This window comes from Herbaspirillum rhizosphaerae, from assembly GCF_046025915.1.
GTDB classification, from domain to species: domain Bacteria; phylum Pseudomonadota; class Gammaproteobacteria; order Burkholderiales; family Burkholderiaceae_D; genus Herbaspirillum; species Herbaspirillum rhizosphaerae_A.
In genome coordinates this window covers 91,409-107,180 of sequence record NZ_JAQQFR010000001.1, presented here as the reverse complement: position 1 = coordinate 107,180, position 15,772 = coordinate 91,409, and the positions used below count along the sequence as shown (strand labels likewise).

General features: G+C 52.5%; 28 protein-coding genes. All 28 read left to right on the top strand.

Annotation, left to right across the window (positions count from 1 at the left end; translation table 11 throughout):
- The first annotated feature begins 108 nt into the window (after positions 1-108).
- A complete protein-coding gene (gene fusA / locus PQR63_RS00555; RefSeq protein ID WP_408164717.1) occupies positions 109-2,214 on the top strand; it encodes an elongation factor G in 2,106 nt (701 codons plus the stop codon).
- An 83-nt stretch (positions 2,215-2,297) separates the two neighbouring features.
- Complete coding sequence (gene tuf / locus PQR63_RS00550) at positions 2,298-3,494, top strand: elongation factor Tu (protein ID WP_116436317.1); 1,197 nt, start codon at positions 2,298-2,300, stop codon at positions 3,492-3,494.
- Positions 3,495-3,575: 81 nt separating this feature from the next.
- Positions 3,576-3,893, top strand: coding sequence for a 30S ribosomal protein S10 (rpsJ, locus tag PQR63_RS00545; protein WP_006464935.1), 318 nt, complete (start codon positions 3,576-3,578; stop codon positions 3,891-3,893).
- A 195-nt stretch (positions 3,894-4,088) separates the two neighbouring features.
- The gene (gene rplC / locus PQR63_RS00540) at positions 4,089-4,745 is read left to right on the top strand and encodes a 50S ribosomal protein L3 (protein WP_007875299.1); all 657 of its coding nucleotides are present in this window, start codon (positions 4,089-4,091) and stop codon (positions 4,743-4,745) included.
- 3 nt (positions 4,746-4,748) lie between these two features.
- Positions 4,749-5,369 (top strand): 50S ribosomal protein L4, encoded by a 621-nt coding sequence (rplD, locus tag PQR63_RS00535; RefSeq protein WP_408164714.1) that lies wholly within the window; start codon positions 4,749-4,751, stop codon positions 5,367-5,369.
- Positions 5,366-5,680 (top strand): 50S ribosomal protein L23, encoded by a 315-nt coding sequence (gene rplW, locus PQR63_RS00530; RefSeq protein ID WP_007875303.1) that lies wholly within the window; start codon positions 5,366-5,368, stop codon positions 5,678-5,680. The genes rplD and rplW overlap by 4 nt, the downstream gene beginning before the upstream one ends.
- Complete coding sequence (rplB, locus tag PQR63_RS00525) at positions 5,680-6,504, top strand: 50S ribosomal protein L2 (RefSeq protein WP_050479919.1); 825 nt, start codon at positions 5,680-5,682, stop codon at positions 6,502-6,504. The genes rplW and rplB overlap by 1 nt, the downstream gene beginning before the upstream one ends.
- 9 nt (positions 6,505-6,513) lie before the next feature.
- Positions 6,514-6,789, top strand: coding sequence for a 30S ribosomal protein S19 (gene rpsS / locus PQR63_RS00520; protein ID WP_007875308.1), 276 nt, complete (start codon positions 6,514-6,516; stop codon positions 6,787-6,789).
- A 6-nt stretch (positions 6,790-6,795) separates the two neighbouring features.
- Positions 6,796-7,128, top strand: a complete 333-nt coding sequence (gene rplV, locus PQR63_RS00515) for a 50S ribosomal protein L22 (RefSeq protein ID WP_183381547.1) — start codon at positions 6,796-6,798, stop codon at positions 7,126-7,128.
- Positions 7,129-7,137: 9 nt separating this feature from the next.
- Entirely contained in the window at positions 7,138-7,962 is an 825-nt protein-coding gene (gene rpsC, locus PQR63_RS00510; protein ID WP_408164711.1) for a 30S ribosomal protein S3, read from the top strand.
- Between the two features lie 2 nt (positions 7,963-7,964).
- A complete protein-coding gene (rplP, locus tag PQR63_RS00505) occupies positions 7,965-8,384 on the top strand; it encodes a 50S ribosomal protein L16 (RefSeq protein WP_007875315.1) in 420 nt (139 codons plus the stop codon).
- Between the two features lie 12 nt (positions 8,385-8,396).
- Positions 8,397-8,588, top strand: a complete 192-nt coding sequence (gene rpmC, locus PQR63_RS00500; RefSeq protein ID WP_007875317.1) for a 50S ribosomal protein L29 — start codon at positions 8,397-8,399, stop codon at positions 8,586-8,588.
- Positions 8,585-8,857: a 30S ribosomal protein S17 gene (gene rpsQ, locus PQR63_RS00495; protein ID WP_007875319.1), complete on the top strand. Its 273-nt coding sequence runs from the start codon at positions 8,585-8,587 to the stop codon at positions 8,855-8,857. The genes rpmC and rpsQ overlap by 4 nt, the downstream gene beginning before the upstream one ends.
- Before the next feature lie 202 nt (positions 8,858-9,059).
- A complete protein-coding gene (gene rplN, locus PQR63_RS00490) occupies positions 9,060-9,428 on the top strand; it encodes a 50S ribosomal protein L14 (protein ID WP_006464924.1) in 369 nt (122 codons plus the stop codon).
- A 9-nt stretch (positions 9,429-9,437) separates the two neighbouring features.
- Positions 9,438-9,752: a 50S ribosomal protein L24 gene (gene rplX, locus PQR63_RS00485; protein WP_094565762.1), complete on the top strand. Its 315-nt coding sequence runs from the start codon at positions 9,438-9,440 to the stop codon at positions 9,750-9,752.
- 6 nt (positions 9,753-9,758) lie between these two features.
- A complete protein-coding gene (gene rplE, locus PQR63_RS00480; RefSeq protein WP_016836027.1) occupies positions 9,759-10,298 on the top strand; it encodes a 50S ribosomal protein L5 in 540 nt (179 codons plus the stop codon).
- A 7-nt stretch (positions 10,299-10,305) separates the two neighbouring features.
- The gene (gene rpsN, locus PQR63_RS00475; protein ID WP_007875333.1) at positions 10,306-10,611 is read left to right on the top strand and encodes a 30S ribosomal protein S14; all 306 of its coding nucleotides are present in this window, start codon (positions 10,306-10,308) and stop codon (positions 10,609-10,611) included.
- Between the two features lie 14 nt (positions 10,612-10,625).
- On the top strand, positions 10,626-11,021 hold the full coding sequence (gene rpsH / locus PQR63_RS00470) for a 30S ribosomal protein S8 (RefSeq protein ID WP_007875335.1): 396 nt from the start codon (positions 10,626-10,628) through the stop codon (positions 11,019-11,021).
- Positions 11,022-11,031: 10 nt separating this feature from the next.
- Complete coding sequence (gene rplF, locus PQR63_RS00465) at positions 11,032-11,565, top strand: 50S ribosomal protein L6 (RefSeq protein WP_408164707.1); 534 nt, start codon at positions 11,032-11,034, stop codon at positions 11,563-11,565.
- A gap of 12 nt (positions 11,566-11,577) precedes the next feature.
- Positions 11,578-11,940: a 50S ribosomal protein L18 gene (gene rplR, locus PQR63_RS00460; protein WP_016836025.1), complete on the top strand. Its 363-nt coding sequence runs from the start codon at positions 11,578-11,580 to the stop codon at positions 11,938-11,940.
- 11 nt (positions 11,941-11,951) lie between these two features.
- Positions 11,952-12,470: a 30S ribosomal protein S5 gene (gene rpsE, locus PQR63_RS00455; protein WP_094565761.1), complete on the top strand. Its 519-nt coding sequence runs from the start codon at positions 11,952-11,954 to the stop codon at positions 12,468-12,470.
- Positions 12,471-12,480: 10 nt separating this feature from the next.
- The gene (rpmD, locus tag PQR63_RS00450; RefSeq protein ID WP_007875342.1) at positions 12,481-12,660 is read left to right on the top strand and encodes a 50S ribosomal protein L30; all 180 of its coding nucleotides are present in this window, start codon (positions 12,481-12,483) and stop codon (positions 12,658-12,660) included.
- 27 nt (positions 12,661-12,687) lie between these two features.
- On the top strand, positions 12,688-13,119 hold the full coding sequence (gene rplO / locus PQR63_RS00445; RefSeq protein WP_094565760.1) for a 50S ribosomal protein L15: 432 nt from the start codon (positions 12,688-12,690) through the stop codon (positions 13,117-13,119).
- Between the two features lie 25 nt (positions 13,120-13,144).
- Positions 13,145-14,476 carry a preprotein translocase subunit SecY gene (secY, locus tag PQR63_RS00440; protein WP_007875347.1) on the top strand — a complete coding sequence of 444 codons (1,332 nt, stop codon included), beginning with the start codon at positions 13,145-13,147 and terminating at the stop codon, positions 14,474-14,476.
- Positions 14,477-14,510: 34 nt separating this feature from the next.
- Complete coding sequence (gene infA, locus PQR63_RS00435) at positions 14,511-14,729, top strand: translation initiation factor IF-1 (protein WP_005663428.1); 219 nt, start codon at positions 14,511-14,513, stop codon at positions 14,727-14,729.
- A gap of 36 nt (positions 14,730-14,765) precedes the next feature.
- Entirely contained in the window at positions 14,766-14,879 is a 114-nt protein-coding gene (gene rpmJ / locus PQR63_RS00430; RefSeq protein WP_014004415.1) for a 50S ribosomal protein L36, read from the top strand.
- Between the two features lie 28 nt (positions 14,880-14,907).
- A complete protein-coding gene (gene rpsM / locus PQR63_RS00425) occupies positions 14,908-15,273 on the top strand; it encodes a 30S ribosomal protein S13 (RefSeq protein ID WP_007875348.1) in 366 nt (121 codons plus the stop codon).
- Positions 15,274-15,324: 51 nt separating this feature from the next.
- Entirely contained in the window at positions 15,325-15,729 is a 405-nt protein-coding gene (gene rpsK / locus PQR63_RS00420; protein ID WP_007875349.1) for a 30S ribosomal protein S11, read from the top strand.
- Positions 15,730-15,772: the final 43 nt, after the last annotated feature.

Genomic DNA, 15,772 nt, shown 5'->3' with positions numbered 1-15,772 from the left:
CAGATGTTTTTGAAATGGCTCCGTTTGTATCTAAAATTTGTTCGAGCCGAGCGACTATTTTACAAAAATGGCGCTCGGTTTCGCGCATTAAAGACTTAGGAATAAATCATGGCTCGCAAGACCCCCATTGAGCGTTACCGCAACATCGGTATTTCGGCTCACATTGACGCTGGTAAGACAACGACGACTGAGCGCGTTCTGTTTTACACAGGCGTGAACCACAAGATCGGTGAAGTGCATGATGGCGCCGCCACCATGGACTGGATGGAACAAGAGCAAGAGCGCGGTATTACCATTACTTCCGCTGCGACGACCTGTTTCTGGAAGGGCATGGCGAACAACTTCCCAGCTCACCACATCAACATCATCGACACCCCGGGCCACGTTGACTTCACGATTGAAGTTGAACGCTCGATGCGCGTGCTCGACGGCGCTTGCATGGTTTACTGTGCAGTCGGCGGCGTGCAGCCACAATCAGAAACTGTTTGGCGTCAAGCAAACAAGTACAAGGTTCCACGTCTGGCGTTCGTCAACAAGATGGATCGTACCGGTGCGAACTTCTTCAAGGTGTACGACCAAATGCGTGCACGCCTGAAGGCCAATCCTATTCCTATGCAAGTGCCTATCGGCGCCGAAGATCTCTTCGAAGGCGTGATTGATCTGGTCAAGATGCGTGCGATTTACTGGGATGACGCCAGCCAAGGCATGAAATTCGACTACCGTGATATTCCTGAAAATCTGAAGGAAGAAGCGCAAAAGTGGCGCGAAAACATGGTCGAAGCGGCTGCTGAAGCATCCGAAGAACTGATGAACAAGTACCTGGAAGACGGCGACCTGAGCGAAGCCGACATCAAGGCTGCGATTCGTCAACGTACCATCGCCAGCGAAATCGTTCCGATGATGTGCGGTACTGCGTTCAAGAACAAGGGCGTGCAAGCCATGTTGGACGGCGTGATCGAATACCTGCCGTCGCCGGTTGATATTCCTCCTGTTCCAGGTCTGGATGAAGATGACGAGCCAGTCGTGCGTAAAGCAGAAGACACCGAGAAGTTCTCGGCGCTGGCATTCAAGATCGCAACTGACCCGTTCGTTGGTCAGCTGTGCTTCATCCGTTGCTACTCGGGTACCCTGAACTCGGGCGACACCGTGTTCAACTCGGTGAAGTCGAAGAAAGAGCGTATTGGCCGTATCGTTCAGATGCACGCCAACCAACGTGAAGAAATCAAGGAAATGCTGGCAGGCGACATCGCTGCTGTGGTTGGTCTGAAAGACACCACAACCGGCGACACCCTGTGCGACGACAAGGCTGTTGTTGTGCTGGAACGCATGGTCTTCCCTGAGCCTGTGATTTCGCAAGCTGTTGAGCCAAAGACCAAGGCTGACCAGGAAAAGATGGGCCTGGCGCTGAACCGTCTGGCTGCTGAAGATCCATCGTTCCGCGTGCGTACTGACGAAGAATCGGGTCAAACGATTATCGCTGGTATGGGCGAGTTGCATCTGGACATTATCGTCGACCGCATGAAGCGTGAATTCAACGTGGAAGCAACTGTCGGTAAGCCACAAGTCGCGTATCGCGAAACCATCCGCAAGACTTGCGAAGAAATCGAAGGCAAGTTCGTCAAGCAATCCGGTGGTCGTGGTCAGTATGGTCACGTGGTTCTGAAGATCGAGCCGCAAGAACCGGGCAAGGGCTTCGAATTCGTTGACGCAATCAAGGGCGGTACCGTTCCTCGCGAATTCATCCCTGCAGTTGAAAAGGGTGTGCGTGAAACACTGAACACCGGCGTGTTGGCCGGCTACCCAGTGGTTGACGTCAAGGTCACTCTGTTCTTCGGTTCCTACCATGACGTTGACTCGAACGAAAATGCATTCCGCATGGCCGGTTCGATGGCGTTCAAGGATGGTTGCCGTAAAGCCAGCCCGGTTATTCTGGAGCCAATGATGGCAGTTGAAGTTGAGACGCCAGAAGACTACGCTGGTACTGTGATGGGCGACTTGTCGTCCCGTCGCGGTATGGTGCAAGGTATGGATGAAATCGCCGGCGGTGGTGGCAAGATCATCAAGGCAGAAGTGCCGCTGTCGGAAATGTTCGGTTACTCGACTTCGTTGCGTTCGGCAACTCAAGGTCGTGCGACATATTCGATGGAATTCAAGCACTACTCCGAAGCACCGAAGAACGTCATCGACGCGATCGTTACTTCCAAGACCAAGTAAGTTAAGTTTTGCTCACTCCCTGCGTTGGCAGGAAGTGAGCTTTTAATTGTTAAGAAAATCGTTCTTTTTGAAGGAAATGCAAAATGGCAAAAGGTAAATTCGAGCGGACCAAGCCGCACGTGAACGTTGGTACGATTGGTCACGTTGACCACGGCAAGACCACGCTGACAGCAGCAATCGCAACTGTGTTGTCGAAGAAATTCGGCGGCGAAGCGAAGGCCTACGATCAAATTGATGCGGCGCCAGAAGAAAAGGCACGCGGCATCACCATCAACACAGCCCACGTCGAATACGAAACAGCCAACCGTCACTACGCCCACGTTGACTGCCCAGGCCACGCCGACTATGTGAAGAACATGATTACCGGTGCTGCGCAGATGGACGGCGCGATCCTGGTTTGCTCCGCAGCAGACGGCCCAATGCCACAAACACGCGAACACATCCTGCTGTCGCGTCAAGTTGGCGTTCCTTACATCATCGTGTTCCTGAACAAGGCTGACATGGTGGATGATGAAGAGCTGCTGGAACTGGTCGAAATGGAAGTGCGCGAGCTGTTGACCAAGTACGAATTCCCAGGCGACGACCTGCCAATCATCAAGGGTTCGGCGAAGCTGGCTCTGGAAGGTGACACTGGCCCATTGGGCGAGCAAGCCATCATGGCACTGGCCGAAGCACTGGACACTTACATCCCGACACCGGAACGTGCTGTTGACGGCGCCTTCCTGCTGCCAGTGGAAGATGTGTTCTCGATCTCCGGCCGCGGTACCGTTGTGACCGGTCGTGTTGAGCGCGGTATCGTCAAGGTTGGCGAAGCCCTGCAAATCGTTGGTATCCGTGACACACAAGACACCGTTTGTACTGGCGTTGAAATGTTCCGCAAGCTGCTGGACCAAGGTCAGGCAGGCGACAACGTTGGCGTGCTGCTGCGCGGCACCAAGCGTGAAGACGTGGAGCGCGGTCAAGTGTTGGCGAAGCCAAACTCGATCAAGCCACACAAGCACTTCACAGGCGAGATCTATGTGTTGTCGAAAGACGAAGGCGGTCGCCACACACCATTCTTCAACAACTATCGTCCACAGTTCTACTTCCGTACAACGGACGTGACTGGTTCGATCGAGTTGCCGAAGGACAAGGAAATGGTTATGCCAGGCGACAACGTGTCGATCACAGTGATGCTGATCAACCCGATCGCGATGGAAGAAGGTCTGCGTTTCGCGATCCGCGAAGGTGGCCGTACTGTCGGTGCAGGTGTTGTTGCCAAGATCCTGCCTGACGCGTAATAAAACGTAGTAGTGCAGTAGCAACTATTTATCATTGCCGCGGGTGGCTGTCATCCGCGGTTCGTTCTTTAAAGGAAAATCATGTCAGTTCCTAGCCAAAAAATCCGTATCCGCCTGAAGGCATTCGACTATCGTCTGATCGACCAATCCGCACTGGAAATCGTCGACACAGCAAAGCGCACCGGCGCTGTCGTCAAGGGTCCTGTTCCGCTGCCAACACGCATTCAACGTTTCGACGTTCTGCGTTCCCCGCACGTCAACAAGACTTCGCGCGATCAATTCGAAATCCGTACGCACCAACGTCTGATGGATATCGTTGATCCGACCGACAAGACTGTCGATGCATTGATGAAGCTGGATCTGCCGGCTGGCGTTGATGTAGAAATCAAGCTGCAATAAGCATTTGCGGCAAGTGTTGTAAAAAGTATGATCGGATAGAACTTTGACATACCACGACACTGTCGGGTATTGCAAATAAAAATTTACCCGGTTATACTGATCGGCTTCGGTGGAGTCGCGGGATTCGTGACTCCACATATTTTAGTTGTACAAACATCAGCCCCGCCCAATCGCAGGCGGGAATGGAGAAAAACAATGAGCCTAGGCCTTGTTGGTCGCAAGGTTGGTATGATGCGTATCTTCACGGAAGACGGGGATTCTATTCCTGTGACCGTGTTGGATGTGTCGAACAATCGCGTGACCCAAATCAAAACGCCTGAAGTGGATGGTTATTCCGCTGTTCAGGTCGCATTCGGTCAGCGTCGCGCCTCGCGTGTGACTAAAGCTGCTGCCGGTCATTACGCCAAAGCTGGCGTTGAAGCCGGGACCGTTCTGAAAGAATTCCGCATTGATGCAGCTAAAGCTGCTGAGTTGAAAGCTGGCGACGTTGTCGCTGCAAGCTTGTTCGAAGCTGGCCAAAAAGTGGACGTGCAAGGCGTGTCCATCGGTAAGGGCTACGCTGGTACGATCAAGCGTTACAACTTCGCATCCGGTCGCGCATCGCACGGTAACTCCCGCTCGCACAATGTTCCAGGCTCCATTGGTATGGCGCAAGATCCAGGTCGTGTTTTTCCTGGTAAGCGCATGACCGGTCACCTGGGTGATGTTACCTGCACAGTGCAAAACCTCGAGATCGCACGCATCGACGCTGAGCGTCAATTGCTGATGGTCAAGGGTGCTGTTCCAGGCGCGAAAAACGGCCAAGTGGTCGTTTCCCCGGCAGTTAAAGTTAAAGTCAAGAAGGGAGCCTAATTCATGGAACTCAAGCTCCTGAATGATCAAGGTCAAGCCGCATCGAACGTCGCTGCTCCTGATACCATCTTTGGTCGTGATTACAACGAAGCGCTGATTCACCAAGTCGTCGTGGCTTATCAAGCCAATGCTCGCAGCGGTAACCGCAAGCAAAAAGACCGTGAAGAAGTGCATCACACAACCAAGAAGCCATGGCGTCAAAAGGGTACTGGCCGCGCTCGTGCCGGTATGTCGTCTTCGCCTCTGTGGCGCGGCGGTGGTCGTATTTTCCCGAATTCGCCTGACGAAAACTTCTCGCACAAGGTCAACAAGAAGATGTATCGCGCAGGTGTCTGCTCGATTCTGTCCCAGTTGGCTCGCGAAGGTCGTCTGTCGATCGTCGAGAATTTCTCGGTCGAAGCGCCGAAGACCAAGCTGTTGTCCGAAAAACTGAAAGTCATGGGTCTGGACTCCGTGCTGGTCATCACTGACACGCTGGACGAAAACCTGTTGCTTGCGTCGCGCAATCTGCCGAACGTGCTGGTTGTTGAGCCACGTCAAGCCGATCCGGTCTCCCTGGTTTTCTACAAGAAAGTGCTGATCACTAAGCAAGCACTGGCTAAGATTGAGGAGTTGCTGGCATGAACGCAATTAAACATAGCGAAGAGCGCTTGATGAAAGTGCTGCTGGCGCCGGTGATCTCTGAAAAAGCAACTTTCGTCGCTGAGAAAAACGAGCAAGTCGTTTTTCTGGTAACGCAAGATGCGACCAAGCTGGAAGTTAAGGCTGCGGTCGAATTGCTGTTCAAGGTTCAAGTGGAGTCTGTTCAGGTCGCGAATCGTCAAGGTAAGCAAAAGCGTTCCGGCCGTTCGGTTGGTCGTCGCAACCACACACGTCGCGCATTTGTCAGCCTGAAGCCCGGTCAAGAAATCAACTTCACCGAGGAGGCTAAATAATGGCACTCGTAAAAGTTAAGCCAACCTCGCCCGGTCGGCGCGGTATGGTCAAGGTCGTTAGCGACCTGTACAAAGGTCGTCCATTCGCCGGCCTGATCGAAAAGAAGTCGAAGACCGCTGGTCGTAACAACAACGGTCACATCACTACTCGTCACATCGGTGGTGGTCATAAGCAACATTACCGCGTTGTCGACTTCCGTCGCAACAAGGACGGTATCGTTGCCAAGGTCGAACGCATCGAATACGATCCAAACCGCACTGCGCACATTGCTCTGCTGTGCTACGCAGACGGCGAGCGCAAGTACATCATTGCTCCTAAGGGCATTGCTGTCGGCGATCAATTGGTTAGTGGTTCGGAAGCGCCGATCAAGGCTGGTAATGCACTGCCGATCCGCAACATTCCTGTCGGTACAACAATCCACTGCGTGGAAATGTTGCCTGGCAAGGGTGCTCAGATCGCTCGTACAGCCGGCGCCGGCGTTGTGCTGATGGCACGCGAAGGTACTTACGCTCAAGTTCGTCTGCGCTCCGGCGAAGTGCGCCGCATTCACATCGAATGCCGTGCAACGATCGGTGAAGTCGGCAACGGCGAGCACAATCTGCGCAAGATTGGTAAAGCTGGTGCAATGCGTTGGCGCGGTGTTCGCCCGACAGTGCGTGGTGTGGTCATGAATCCGGTCGATCACCCGCACGGTGGTGGTGAAGGTAAGACTGCAGCAGGTCGTCATCCAGTTTCGCCGTGGGGTCAACAGACCAAGGGCAAGAAGACACGCAGCAACAAGCGTACGACTTCAATGATTGTCTCGCGCCGCGGCAAGAAATAAGGATAAAACATGACACGTTCATTGAAAAAAGGTCCATTCTGCGACGCCCACCTGGTTAAAAAGGTTGAGGCTGCTCAAGCGACCAAAGACAAGAAGCCAATCAAGACATGGTCCCGTCGTTCGACAATCATGCCGGATTTCATCGGTTTGACGATCGCGGTTCACAACGGCAAGCAACACGTGCCGGTTTATGTGTCCGAAAACATGGTTGGTCATAAGCTCGGCGAATTCGCGCTGACCCGTACTTTCAAGGGTCACGCTGCCGATAAGAAGGCTAAGAAATAAGGTCCTATGATGGAAACTAAAGCTACCCTGCGTGGTGTGCACCTGTCGGCTCAGAAGGGCCGTTTGGTTGCAGACCTGATCCGCGGCAAAAAAGTTGATCAAGCACTGAATATCTTGGCCTTCAGCCCTAAAAAGGGTGCGGTCATCATCAAGAAGGTTCTGGAGTCCGCAATCGCGAACGCCGAGCACAATGATGGCGCCGACATTGACGAGCTCAAAGTCAAGACCATTTATGTGGAAAAAGGTACGGTCCTCAAGCGCTTCACAGCGCGTGCAAAAGGCCGTGGTGATCGTATTTCCAAGCAATCCTGTCACATTTACGTGACTGTCGGAAACTAAGGAGTCACGATGGGACAGAAGATTCATCCAACCGGTTTCCGTCTTGCGGTTACACGTAACTGGGGATCGCGCTGGTATGCAGGCAATAACAATTTTGCCGACATGCTCAACGAAGATCTGAAGGTTCGTGCTTACCTGAAGACAAAACTGAAGAACGCTTCGGTTGGTCGCGTCGTTATCGAGCGTCCAGCGAAGAATGCCCGCATCACCATTTACAGCTCCCGTCCAGGTGTTGTGATCGGTAAGAAGGGTGAAGACATCGAAGTGCTGAAGGCAGCGCTGGGTAAATTGATGGGCGTGCCAGTGCACGTTAACATCGAAGAAATCCGCAAGCCAGAAGCCGATGCTCAACTGATCGCTGACTCGATTGCTCAGCAGCTCGAAAAACGCATCATGTTCCGTCGCGCAATGAAGCGTGCGATGCAGAACGCAATGCGTTTGGGTGCTCAAGGCATCAAGATCATGTCGTCCGGTCGTTTGAACGGTATCGAAATCGCTCGTAAGGAATGGTATCGTGAAGGCCGCGTGCCTCTGCATACACTGCGTGCTGATATCGACTACGGTTTCGGCGAAGCACAAACCACATACGGCATCATCGGTATCAAGGTTTGGGTTTACAAGGGCGATCGTCTGGCTAACGGCGACGCACCAGTGTTGGTCGGTGAGCCAGAGGACGACAAGAAGCGTCGCGGTCCACGTCGTGATGATGGCAAGCCAGGTGCTCGTCCTCGTCCGAAGACCGCTGGTGCACCAGCAGGTGCAGGTGCCAAGCGTGCGCCGCGTGCGCCTCAAGCTACTGATGCCGGCGTATCGGCTGAGAAGGCAGGAGAATAATCATGCTGCAACCAGCACGTAGAAAATATCGTAAAGAACAAAAAGGTCGCAATACGGGTATCTCGCACTCGCGTGGTACAGCCGTATCGTTTGGTGAGTTCGGTCTGAAAGCAGTTGGTCGTGGTCGTATCACGGCACGTCAGATCGAAGCCGCTCGTCGCGCTATGACCCGTCACATCAAACGTGGCGGTCGTATCTGGATTCGCGTTTTCCCGGACAAGCCGATTTCCCAAAAGCCTGCTGAAGTGCGTATGGGTAACGGTAAGGGTAATCCAGAGTACTACGTGGCTGAAATTCAGCCAGGTAAGATGCTGTACGAGATGGATGGTGTTGACGAAGCTCTGGCGCGTGAAGCGTTCCGCTTGGCAGCAGCCAAATTGCCACTGTCGACGACTTTTGTTGTTCGTCAAGTCGGTCAATAATAGGAGCGGAATATGAAAGCATCTGAACTCCGTGGTAAAGACGAAGCGGCTCTGGCCAAAGAACTGAATGAGCTGTTGAAGGCTCAATTCAGCTTGCGCATGCAAGTGGCTACGCAGCAACTGAACAATACCGCGCAACTGAAGAAAGTACGTCGCGATATCGCACGTGTGAAAACAGTCATCAATTCGAAGGGTCAACAATGAACGATCAAGTGAAACAAGCGCTCAAGCGCACGCTGATTGGCAAGGTTGTGTCCGACAAGATGGATAAGACTGTTACCGTTCTGATCGAACGTCACGTCAAGCATCCGCTGTACGGCAAAATCATCGTGCGTACTAACAAGTACCACGCTCATGATGAGTCGAATCAAGCGAAGACTGGCGATACCGTCGAGATCCAGGAAGGTCGTCCAATCTCCAAGACCAAAGCTTGGAGCGTGACACGCGTTGTACAAGTGGCACAGATTGTATAAGTAAGGCTTGCAGACTGAGCATTATGGTGCCATAATGCTCAGCTCTTCTTTTGCTTCTTGGTGTTTGGCGAGGGTAAGAGGCAAGATGCAGTTACGTAGCTTAATCGTCCCCTAACTAGCGAGTTCGCTTGCTAACAGGACCAAGACTGACCGCGACTCACATTGTGTGATTTGAGCGGATTAAGTTGGGAAAGAAAATATCATGATTCAAACTGAAAGCCGGCTCGAAGTGGCCGACAATACTGGTGCGCGCGAAGTTTTGTGCATCAAAGTCTTGGGTGGTTCCAAGCGCCGTTACGCAGGCATCGGCGACGTGATTAAAGTTACCGTGAAGAGCGCAGCTCCTCGTGGTCGCGTCAAAAAAGGTGAAATTTATAACGCTGTCGTCGTTCGTACCGCTAAGGGCGTGCGTCGTCAGGATGGTTCCCTGGTTAAGTTTGATGGCAATGCTGCTGTCTTGCTGAATGCCAAGTTGGAACCAATCGGTACCCGTATTTTCGGGCCAGTTACTCGTGAGCTGCGTACAGAGCGCTTCATGAAGATCGTCTCTCTGGCGCCTGAAGTTCTGTAAGGAGTGGTCATGGGAAAGATTCGTAAGAACGATGAAGTCATCGTGCTGACCGGTAAAGATAAAGGTAAGCGCGGTGTGGTAACTCAGCGTGTCAGCGCTGATTACGTGGTTGTTGAAGGCATTAACGTTGCTAAAAAAGCGACTAAGCCTAATCCAATGACTGGTGCAACTGGCGGCATTGTCGATAAGCTGATGCCAATTCATGTGTCGAACATTGCATTGTTTAATGCGGCGTCCGGCAAGGCAGATCGCGTGGGTTTCAAGAGCGTGGACGGTAAGAAAGTCCGTGCTTACAAATCCAGCGGCGAAGTTGTTAAGGTTTAATAGATCATGGCACGTCTCCAAGAGTTCTATAAAGAAAAAGTCGTTGCCGACTTGACTGCTAAGTACGCTTATAAGTCGGTAATGGAAGTTCCGCGCATTCTGAAGATCACATTGAACATGGGTCTGTCGGAAGCTGTTGCGGATAAGAAAATCATCGAGCACGCTGTCGGCGATTTGACCAAGATTGCAGGTCAAAAGCCGGTCGTGACCAAGGCGCGTAAGGCGATTGCGGGTTTCAAAATCCGTGAAGGCTACCCGATTGGTTGTATGGTGACCCTGCGTGGCGCTCAAATGTATGAGTTCCTGGATCGCTTCATCACCGTGGCTCTGCCGCGTGTGCGTGACTTCCGCGGTGTGTCCGGTCGTGCTTTCGATGGTCGTGGTAACTACAATATCGGTGTGAAAGAGCAGATCATTTTCCCCGAAATTGAATACGATAAAATCGATGCGCTGCGTGGCTTGAATATCAGCATCACGACTACCGCGAAGACCGACGACGAAGCGAAATCGCTCCTCGCCGCATTTAAATTTCCGTTCAGAAACTGAGGCTGCCATGGCAAAACTGGCACTGATTAACCGTGAACAAAAGCGTGCAGATCTGGTAAAGAAATACGCCGGCAAGCGCGCTGAGTTGAAGGCTATCATTGACGATCAATCCAAGTCGGAAGAAGAACGTTACGAAGCGCGCCTGAAGTTGCAAGCGCTGCCGCGTAACTCTGCTCCGACCCGCCAACGTAATCGTTGCGCATTGACAGGTCGTCCACGTGGCACATTCCGTAAATTCGGTTTGGGCCGTATTAAGGTCCGTGAAATCGCCATGCGTGGTGAGATCCCGGGTTTGACTAAAGCCAGCTGGTAATAGGAGAACAAGCAATGAGTATGAGCGATCCTATCGCCGATATGCTGACCCGTATCCGCAATGCGCAAGTTGTGCAAAAGACGACCGTAGCAATGCCGTCGTCCAAAGTCAAAATCGCAATTGCAAACGTCCTCAAGGACGAGGGCTATATCGAAGATTTCGCCGTGGCTGAAGCCGGCGGCAAAGCAGAACTGAAAATCGGCCTGAAGTACTACGCCGGTCGTCCAGTTATCGAGCGCCTCGAGCGCGTGTCCCGTCCTGGCCTGCGTATTTACAAAGGCAAAGACGAGATTCCTAACGTGATGAACGGCCTGGGTGTGGCAATCGTTTCCACTCCACGTGGCGTCATGACAGATCGCAAAGCGCGCGCTACCGGTGTCGGTGGTGAAGTGATTTGCTACGTGGCCTAAGGAGTGCAATATGTCTCGTGTTGGTAAAATGCCGATTGCACTGCCGAGTGGCGCGGAAGCGACCATTACTGCAGCGCAGATCACAGTAAAAGGCCCGTTGGGCTCGCTTTCCCAGCCATTGACTGGCTTGGTGAAGGTCGCAAACAACAATGGCACGCTGAACTTCGAGGTTGCAAATGACAGCCGTGAAGCAAATGCGATGTCCGGTACCCTGCGTGCGTTGGTCAATAACATGGTCAACGGTGTCACAAAGGGTTTCGAAAAGAAGCTGAACTTGGTTGGTGTGGGTTTCCGCGCTCAAGCACAAGGCGACAAGCTGAATCTGTCGCTGGGCTTTTCGCACCCAGTCGTTCACCAGATGCCACAAGGCATCAAGTGTGAAACCCCGACTCAAACCGAGATCTTAATCAAGGGTATCGACCGCCAAGTAGTTGGCCAGGTCGCCGCTGAAATCCGTGCATATCGTCAGCCAGAGCCTTACAAGGGCAAGGGCGTTCGTTATTCGGATGAAGTGGTTGTACTCAAAGAAACCAAGAAGAAGTAATAGGGGTTGACGATGGACAAGAAACAATCACGTCTGCGCCGCGCGACTCAAACCCGTGCCAAGATCGCAGAATTAAAGGTCAATCGCCTGGCCGTGCATCGTACCAATACGCACATCTATGCGAGCATCATCGGCCCCGACGCAAACGTACTGGCTTCGGCATCGACGTTGGAGGCGGAAGTTCGCCAACAACTGGCTGGTCAATCGGGCAAGGGCGGCAACGCTGCTGCTGCGACACTGGTAGGCAAGCGCGTCGCCGAGAAGGCACTGAAAGCTGGAGTCACCGAAGTAGCGTTTGACCGCTCCGGTTTCCGTTATCACGGTCGCGTCAAAGCGCTGGCTGAAGCTGCGCGTGAAGCCGGCCTGAAGTTCTAAGGAAAATCATCATGGCAAAAATGCAATCCAAAACGCAAAGCGACAAGCCTGATGACGGCATGCGCGAAAAAATGATCGCGGTCAACCGTGTCACCAAAGTGGTGAAGGGTGGTCGTATCATGGGTTTCGCAGCGCTGGCAGTTGTTGGTGACGGCGATGGCCGCATCGGCATGGGCAAGGGCAAGTCGAAGGAAGTGCCAGTTGCAGTGCAGAAGGCAATGGAAGAAGCCCGTCGCAAGATGATCAAGGTCACCTTGAAGAACGGCACTCTGCAACACACAGTGACCGGCAAGCACGGCGCGTCGTCAGTTCTGATGTCGCCAGCTAAAGACGGTACTGGCGTGATCGCTGGTGGTCCAATGCGCGCAATTTTCGAAGTGATGGGCGTGACTAACGTCGTTGCTAAGTCGAATGGTTCTACCAATCCTTACAACATGGTCCGTGCAACACTCGACGGTTTGTCCAAAATGAACACTCCAGCAGAAATTGCAGCCAAGCGCGGCAAGTCTGTTGAAGACATCCTGGGCTAAGGTGAAACAGATGGCAAACACAATTAAAGTGCAACTGGTCAAAGGTCTGATCGGTACTCGCCAAGACCACCGTGCAACTGTGCGCGGTCTGGGACTGCGTCGCGTGAATTCGGTCTCCGAATTGCAAGACACTCCATCGGTTCGCGGCATGATCAACAAAGTGTCCTATCTTGTGAAAGTGGTTTCGTAAGCCTTGGGCTTGCGAACGGAGCAAATCATGGAATTAAACACAATCCAACCCGCAGAAGGCGCCAAGCACTACAAGCGTCGCGTCGGTCGTGGTATCGGTTCTGGCTTGGGTAAGACAGCCGGCCGTGGTCACAAGGGTCAAAAATCGCGTTCGGGCGGTTTCCATAAAGTCGGTTTCGAAGGCGGTCAGATGCCTCTGCAACGCCGTCTGCCAAAGCGTGGTTTCAAGTCGCTGGCAACGCCGTACAAGGCTGAAGTTCGTTTGTCCGACCTGGAAAGCCTGCCAGTTACTGAAATCGATATCCTGGCATTGAAGCAAGCCGGTGTTATTGGCGAACTGGCCAAGGTTGTCCGCATCATTTTGTCGGGCGAGCTGACAAAAAAAGTAACAGTCAAAGGTCTGATTGCTACCAAGGGCGCTAAAGCAGCTATTGAAGCTGCCGGCGGTTCGGTAGCTTAATCTGACAGTTGACGCGGAGCATTAATTGGCGACTACACCCCAACTTGCTAAAGGCGCTGCAAAAGGTTTCCCTTGGGGCCGTTTGTGGTTTTTGCTGGCAGCATTAGTTGTATATCGCATCGGTGCTCATATTCCTGTCCCAGGAATTGACCCGACGCAGTTGGCGCAATTGTTTAAGCAAAACCAGGGTGGCATTCTGGGCATGTTCAACATGTTCTCCGGTGGTGCCCTGTCGCGTTTCACAATTTTCGCTCTTGGGATCATGCCGTATATTTCGGCGTCGATCATCATGCAGTTGCTGTCGGTGGTATCGCCGCAGCTTGAAGCGTTGAAAAAAGAAGGTGAAGCTGGTCGTCGCAAGATTACTCAGTACACCCGCTACGGCACCTTGGTGCTGGCGACGTTTCAGGCGCTGGGTATTGCTGTTGCATTGGAATCGCAAGCTGGTCTTGTGTTGGATCCTGGTCTGGCGTTTCGCCTGACGACGGTTGTGACGCTGGTGACCGGTACGATGTTCCTGATGTGGTTGGGTGAGCAAATTACAGAGCGTGGTCTGGGTAATGGTATTTCCATCATTATCTTTGCCGGTATCGCAGCTGGTTTGCCGAACGCATTGGGTGGTTTGTTTGAGCTGGTTCGTACAGGTTCGATGAACGCATTGTCCGCAATTCTGATCTGCCTGATCGTCGCTCTGGTTACGTTCCTGGTTGTGTTCATTGAACGCGGCCAGCGCAAGATCCTGGTGAATTATGCGAAGCGTCAGGTTGGCAACAAGATTTACGGCGGTCAAAGCAGTCATTTGCCGCTGAAGCTGAATATGGCTGGTGTGATTCCTCCTATTTTTGCTTCGTCGATCATCTTGTTCCCGGCAACGATCACGAGCTGGTTCACTTCCGGCGATACATCGAATCCTTTCATTCGCTTTCTGAAGGATTTGGCTGCATCGATGGCGCCAGGTGAGCCGATTCATGCGCTGCTGTATGCGATCGCAATTGTTTTCTTCTGTTTTTTCTACACTGCGTTGGTATTCAACAGCAAAGAAACTGCAGATAACCTGAAAAAGAGCGGCGCGTTTGTTCCTGGTATTCGTCCTGGTGATCAAACAGCACGCTACATCGACAAGATCTTGATGCGCTTGACGTTGGCTGGTGCGGTGTATATCACACTGGTTTGCTTGTTGCCGGAATTCTTGATCGCACGTTGGAAGGTGCCTTTCTACTTCGGTGGAACCTCCCTTCTGATTATTGTGGTTGTCACCATGGATTTCATGGCGCAGGTTCAGAATTATGTAATGTCACAGCAGTATGAATCGTTGCTTCGTAAGGCAAATTTCAAGGGCGGTATGACTTCACGATAGGTGAAGGGTAGCGCCCAAAGGAACAGACGACGGAATGGCAAAAGACGACGTTATTCAGATGCAAGGCGAGATTCTGGAGAATCTGCCTAATGCGACATTCAGAGTTAAGTTGGAAAACGGACATGTTGTACTCGGCCATATTTCCGGGAAAATGCGGATGAACTATATTCGCATCCTCCCAGGAGATAAGGTAACGGTGGAACTGACTCCTTATGATTTGAGCCGGGCACGTATCGTGTTCCGTACCAAGTAGTGAAACGAACCTAGTATTGAAAGAAAGAGGGCCACAATGAAAGTGCTCGCATCAGTCAAGCGGATCTGCCGCAACTGCAAAATCATCAAGCGCAAAGGCGTTGTTCGTGTTATCTGCACAGAACCGCGTCATAAACAGCGCCAAGGTTAATTTAACGTTATTGATCGAGGAATAACGCATGGCACGTATTGCAGGGGTGAATATCCCCAACCATCAGCACACTGTTATCGGCCTGACAGCCATCTACGGTGTTGGCCGCCCACGAGCAGAAGAAATCTGCGTCGCTACGGGTGTTCCGACCAACAAAAAGGTCAAGGATCTGGACGATAACGAGCTGGAAAAGCTTCGTGACGAAATTGCAAAATTCGTCGTCGAAGGTGACCTGCGTCGTGAACTGTCCATGAACATCAAGCGTTTGATGGATCTGGGCTGCTACCGTGGTATGCGTCACCGTAAGGGTCTGCCTTGCCGTGGCCAACGTACCCGCACCAACGCACGTACTCGCAAGGGTCCGCGCAAGGCCGCTCAATCGTTGAAGAAATAATCCCCTAGCGTCTCTGTAACTGCTAGTCGGTTCGGAATCAAGGAAATAATTATGGCAAAAGCCCCAAATAACGCCGCAGCAGCACGTGTGCGCAAGAAAGTTAAGAAGAACGTTGCAGAAGGTATAGCTCACGTTCACGCTTCGTTCAACAATACCATCATCACGATCACTGATCGCCAAGGTAATGCTTTGTCTTGGGCGACTTCGGGTGGTGCCGGTTTCAAGGGTTCGCGTAAATCGACTCCGTTTGCTGCCCAGGTCGCTGCTGAAGCTGCCGGCAAGGTTGCAATCGAATGCGGTATCAAGAATCTGGAAGTTCGCATCAAGGGCCCAGGCCCAGGTCGTGAATCGGCTGTCCGCGCACTGAACAATCTGGGTATCAAGATCACCCAGATCCAGGACGTGACTCCGGTCCCGCACAACGGCTGCCGCCCACCAAAGCGTCGTCGTATCTAATCTGTAGTATAATCTTGCGCTTTCGCCGAATACGCGAAAGTGT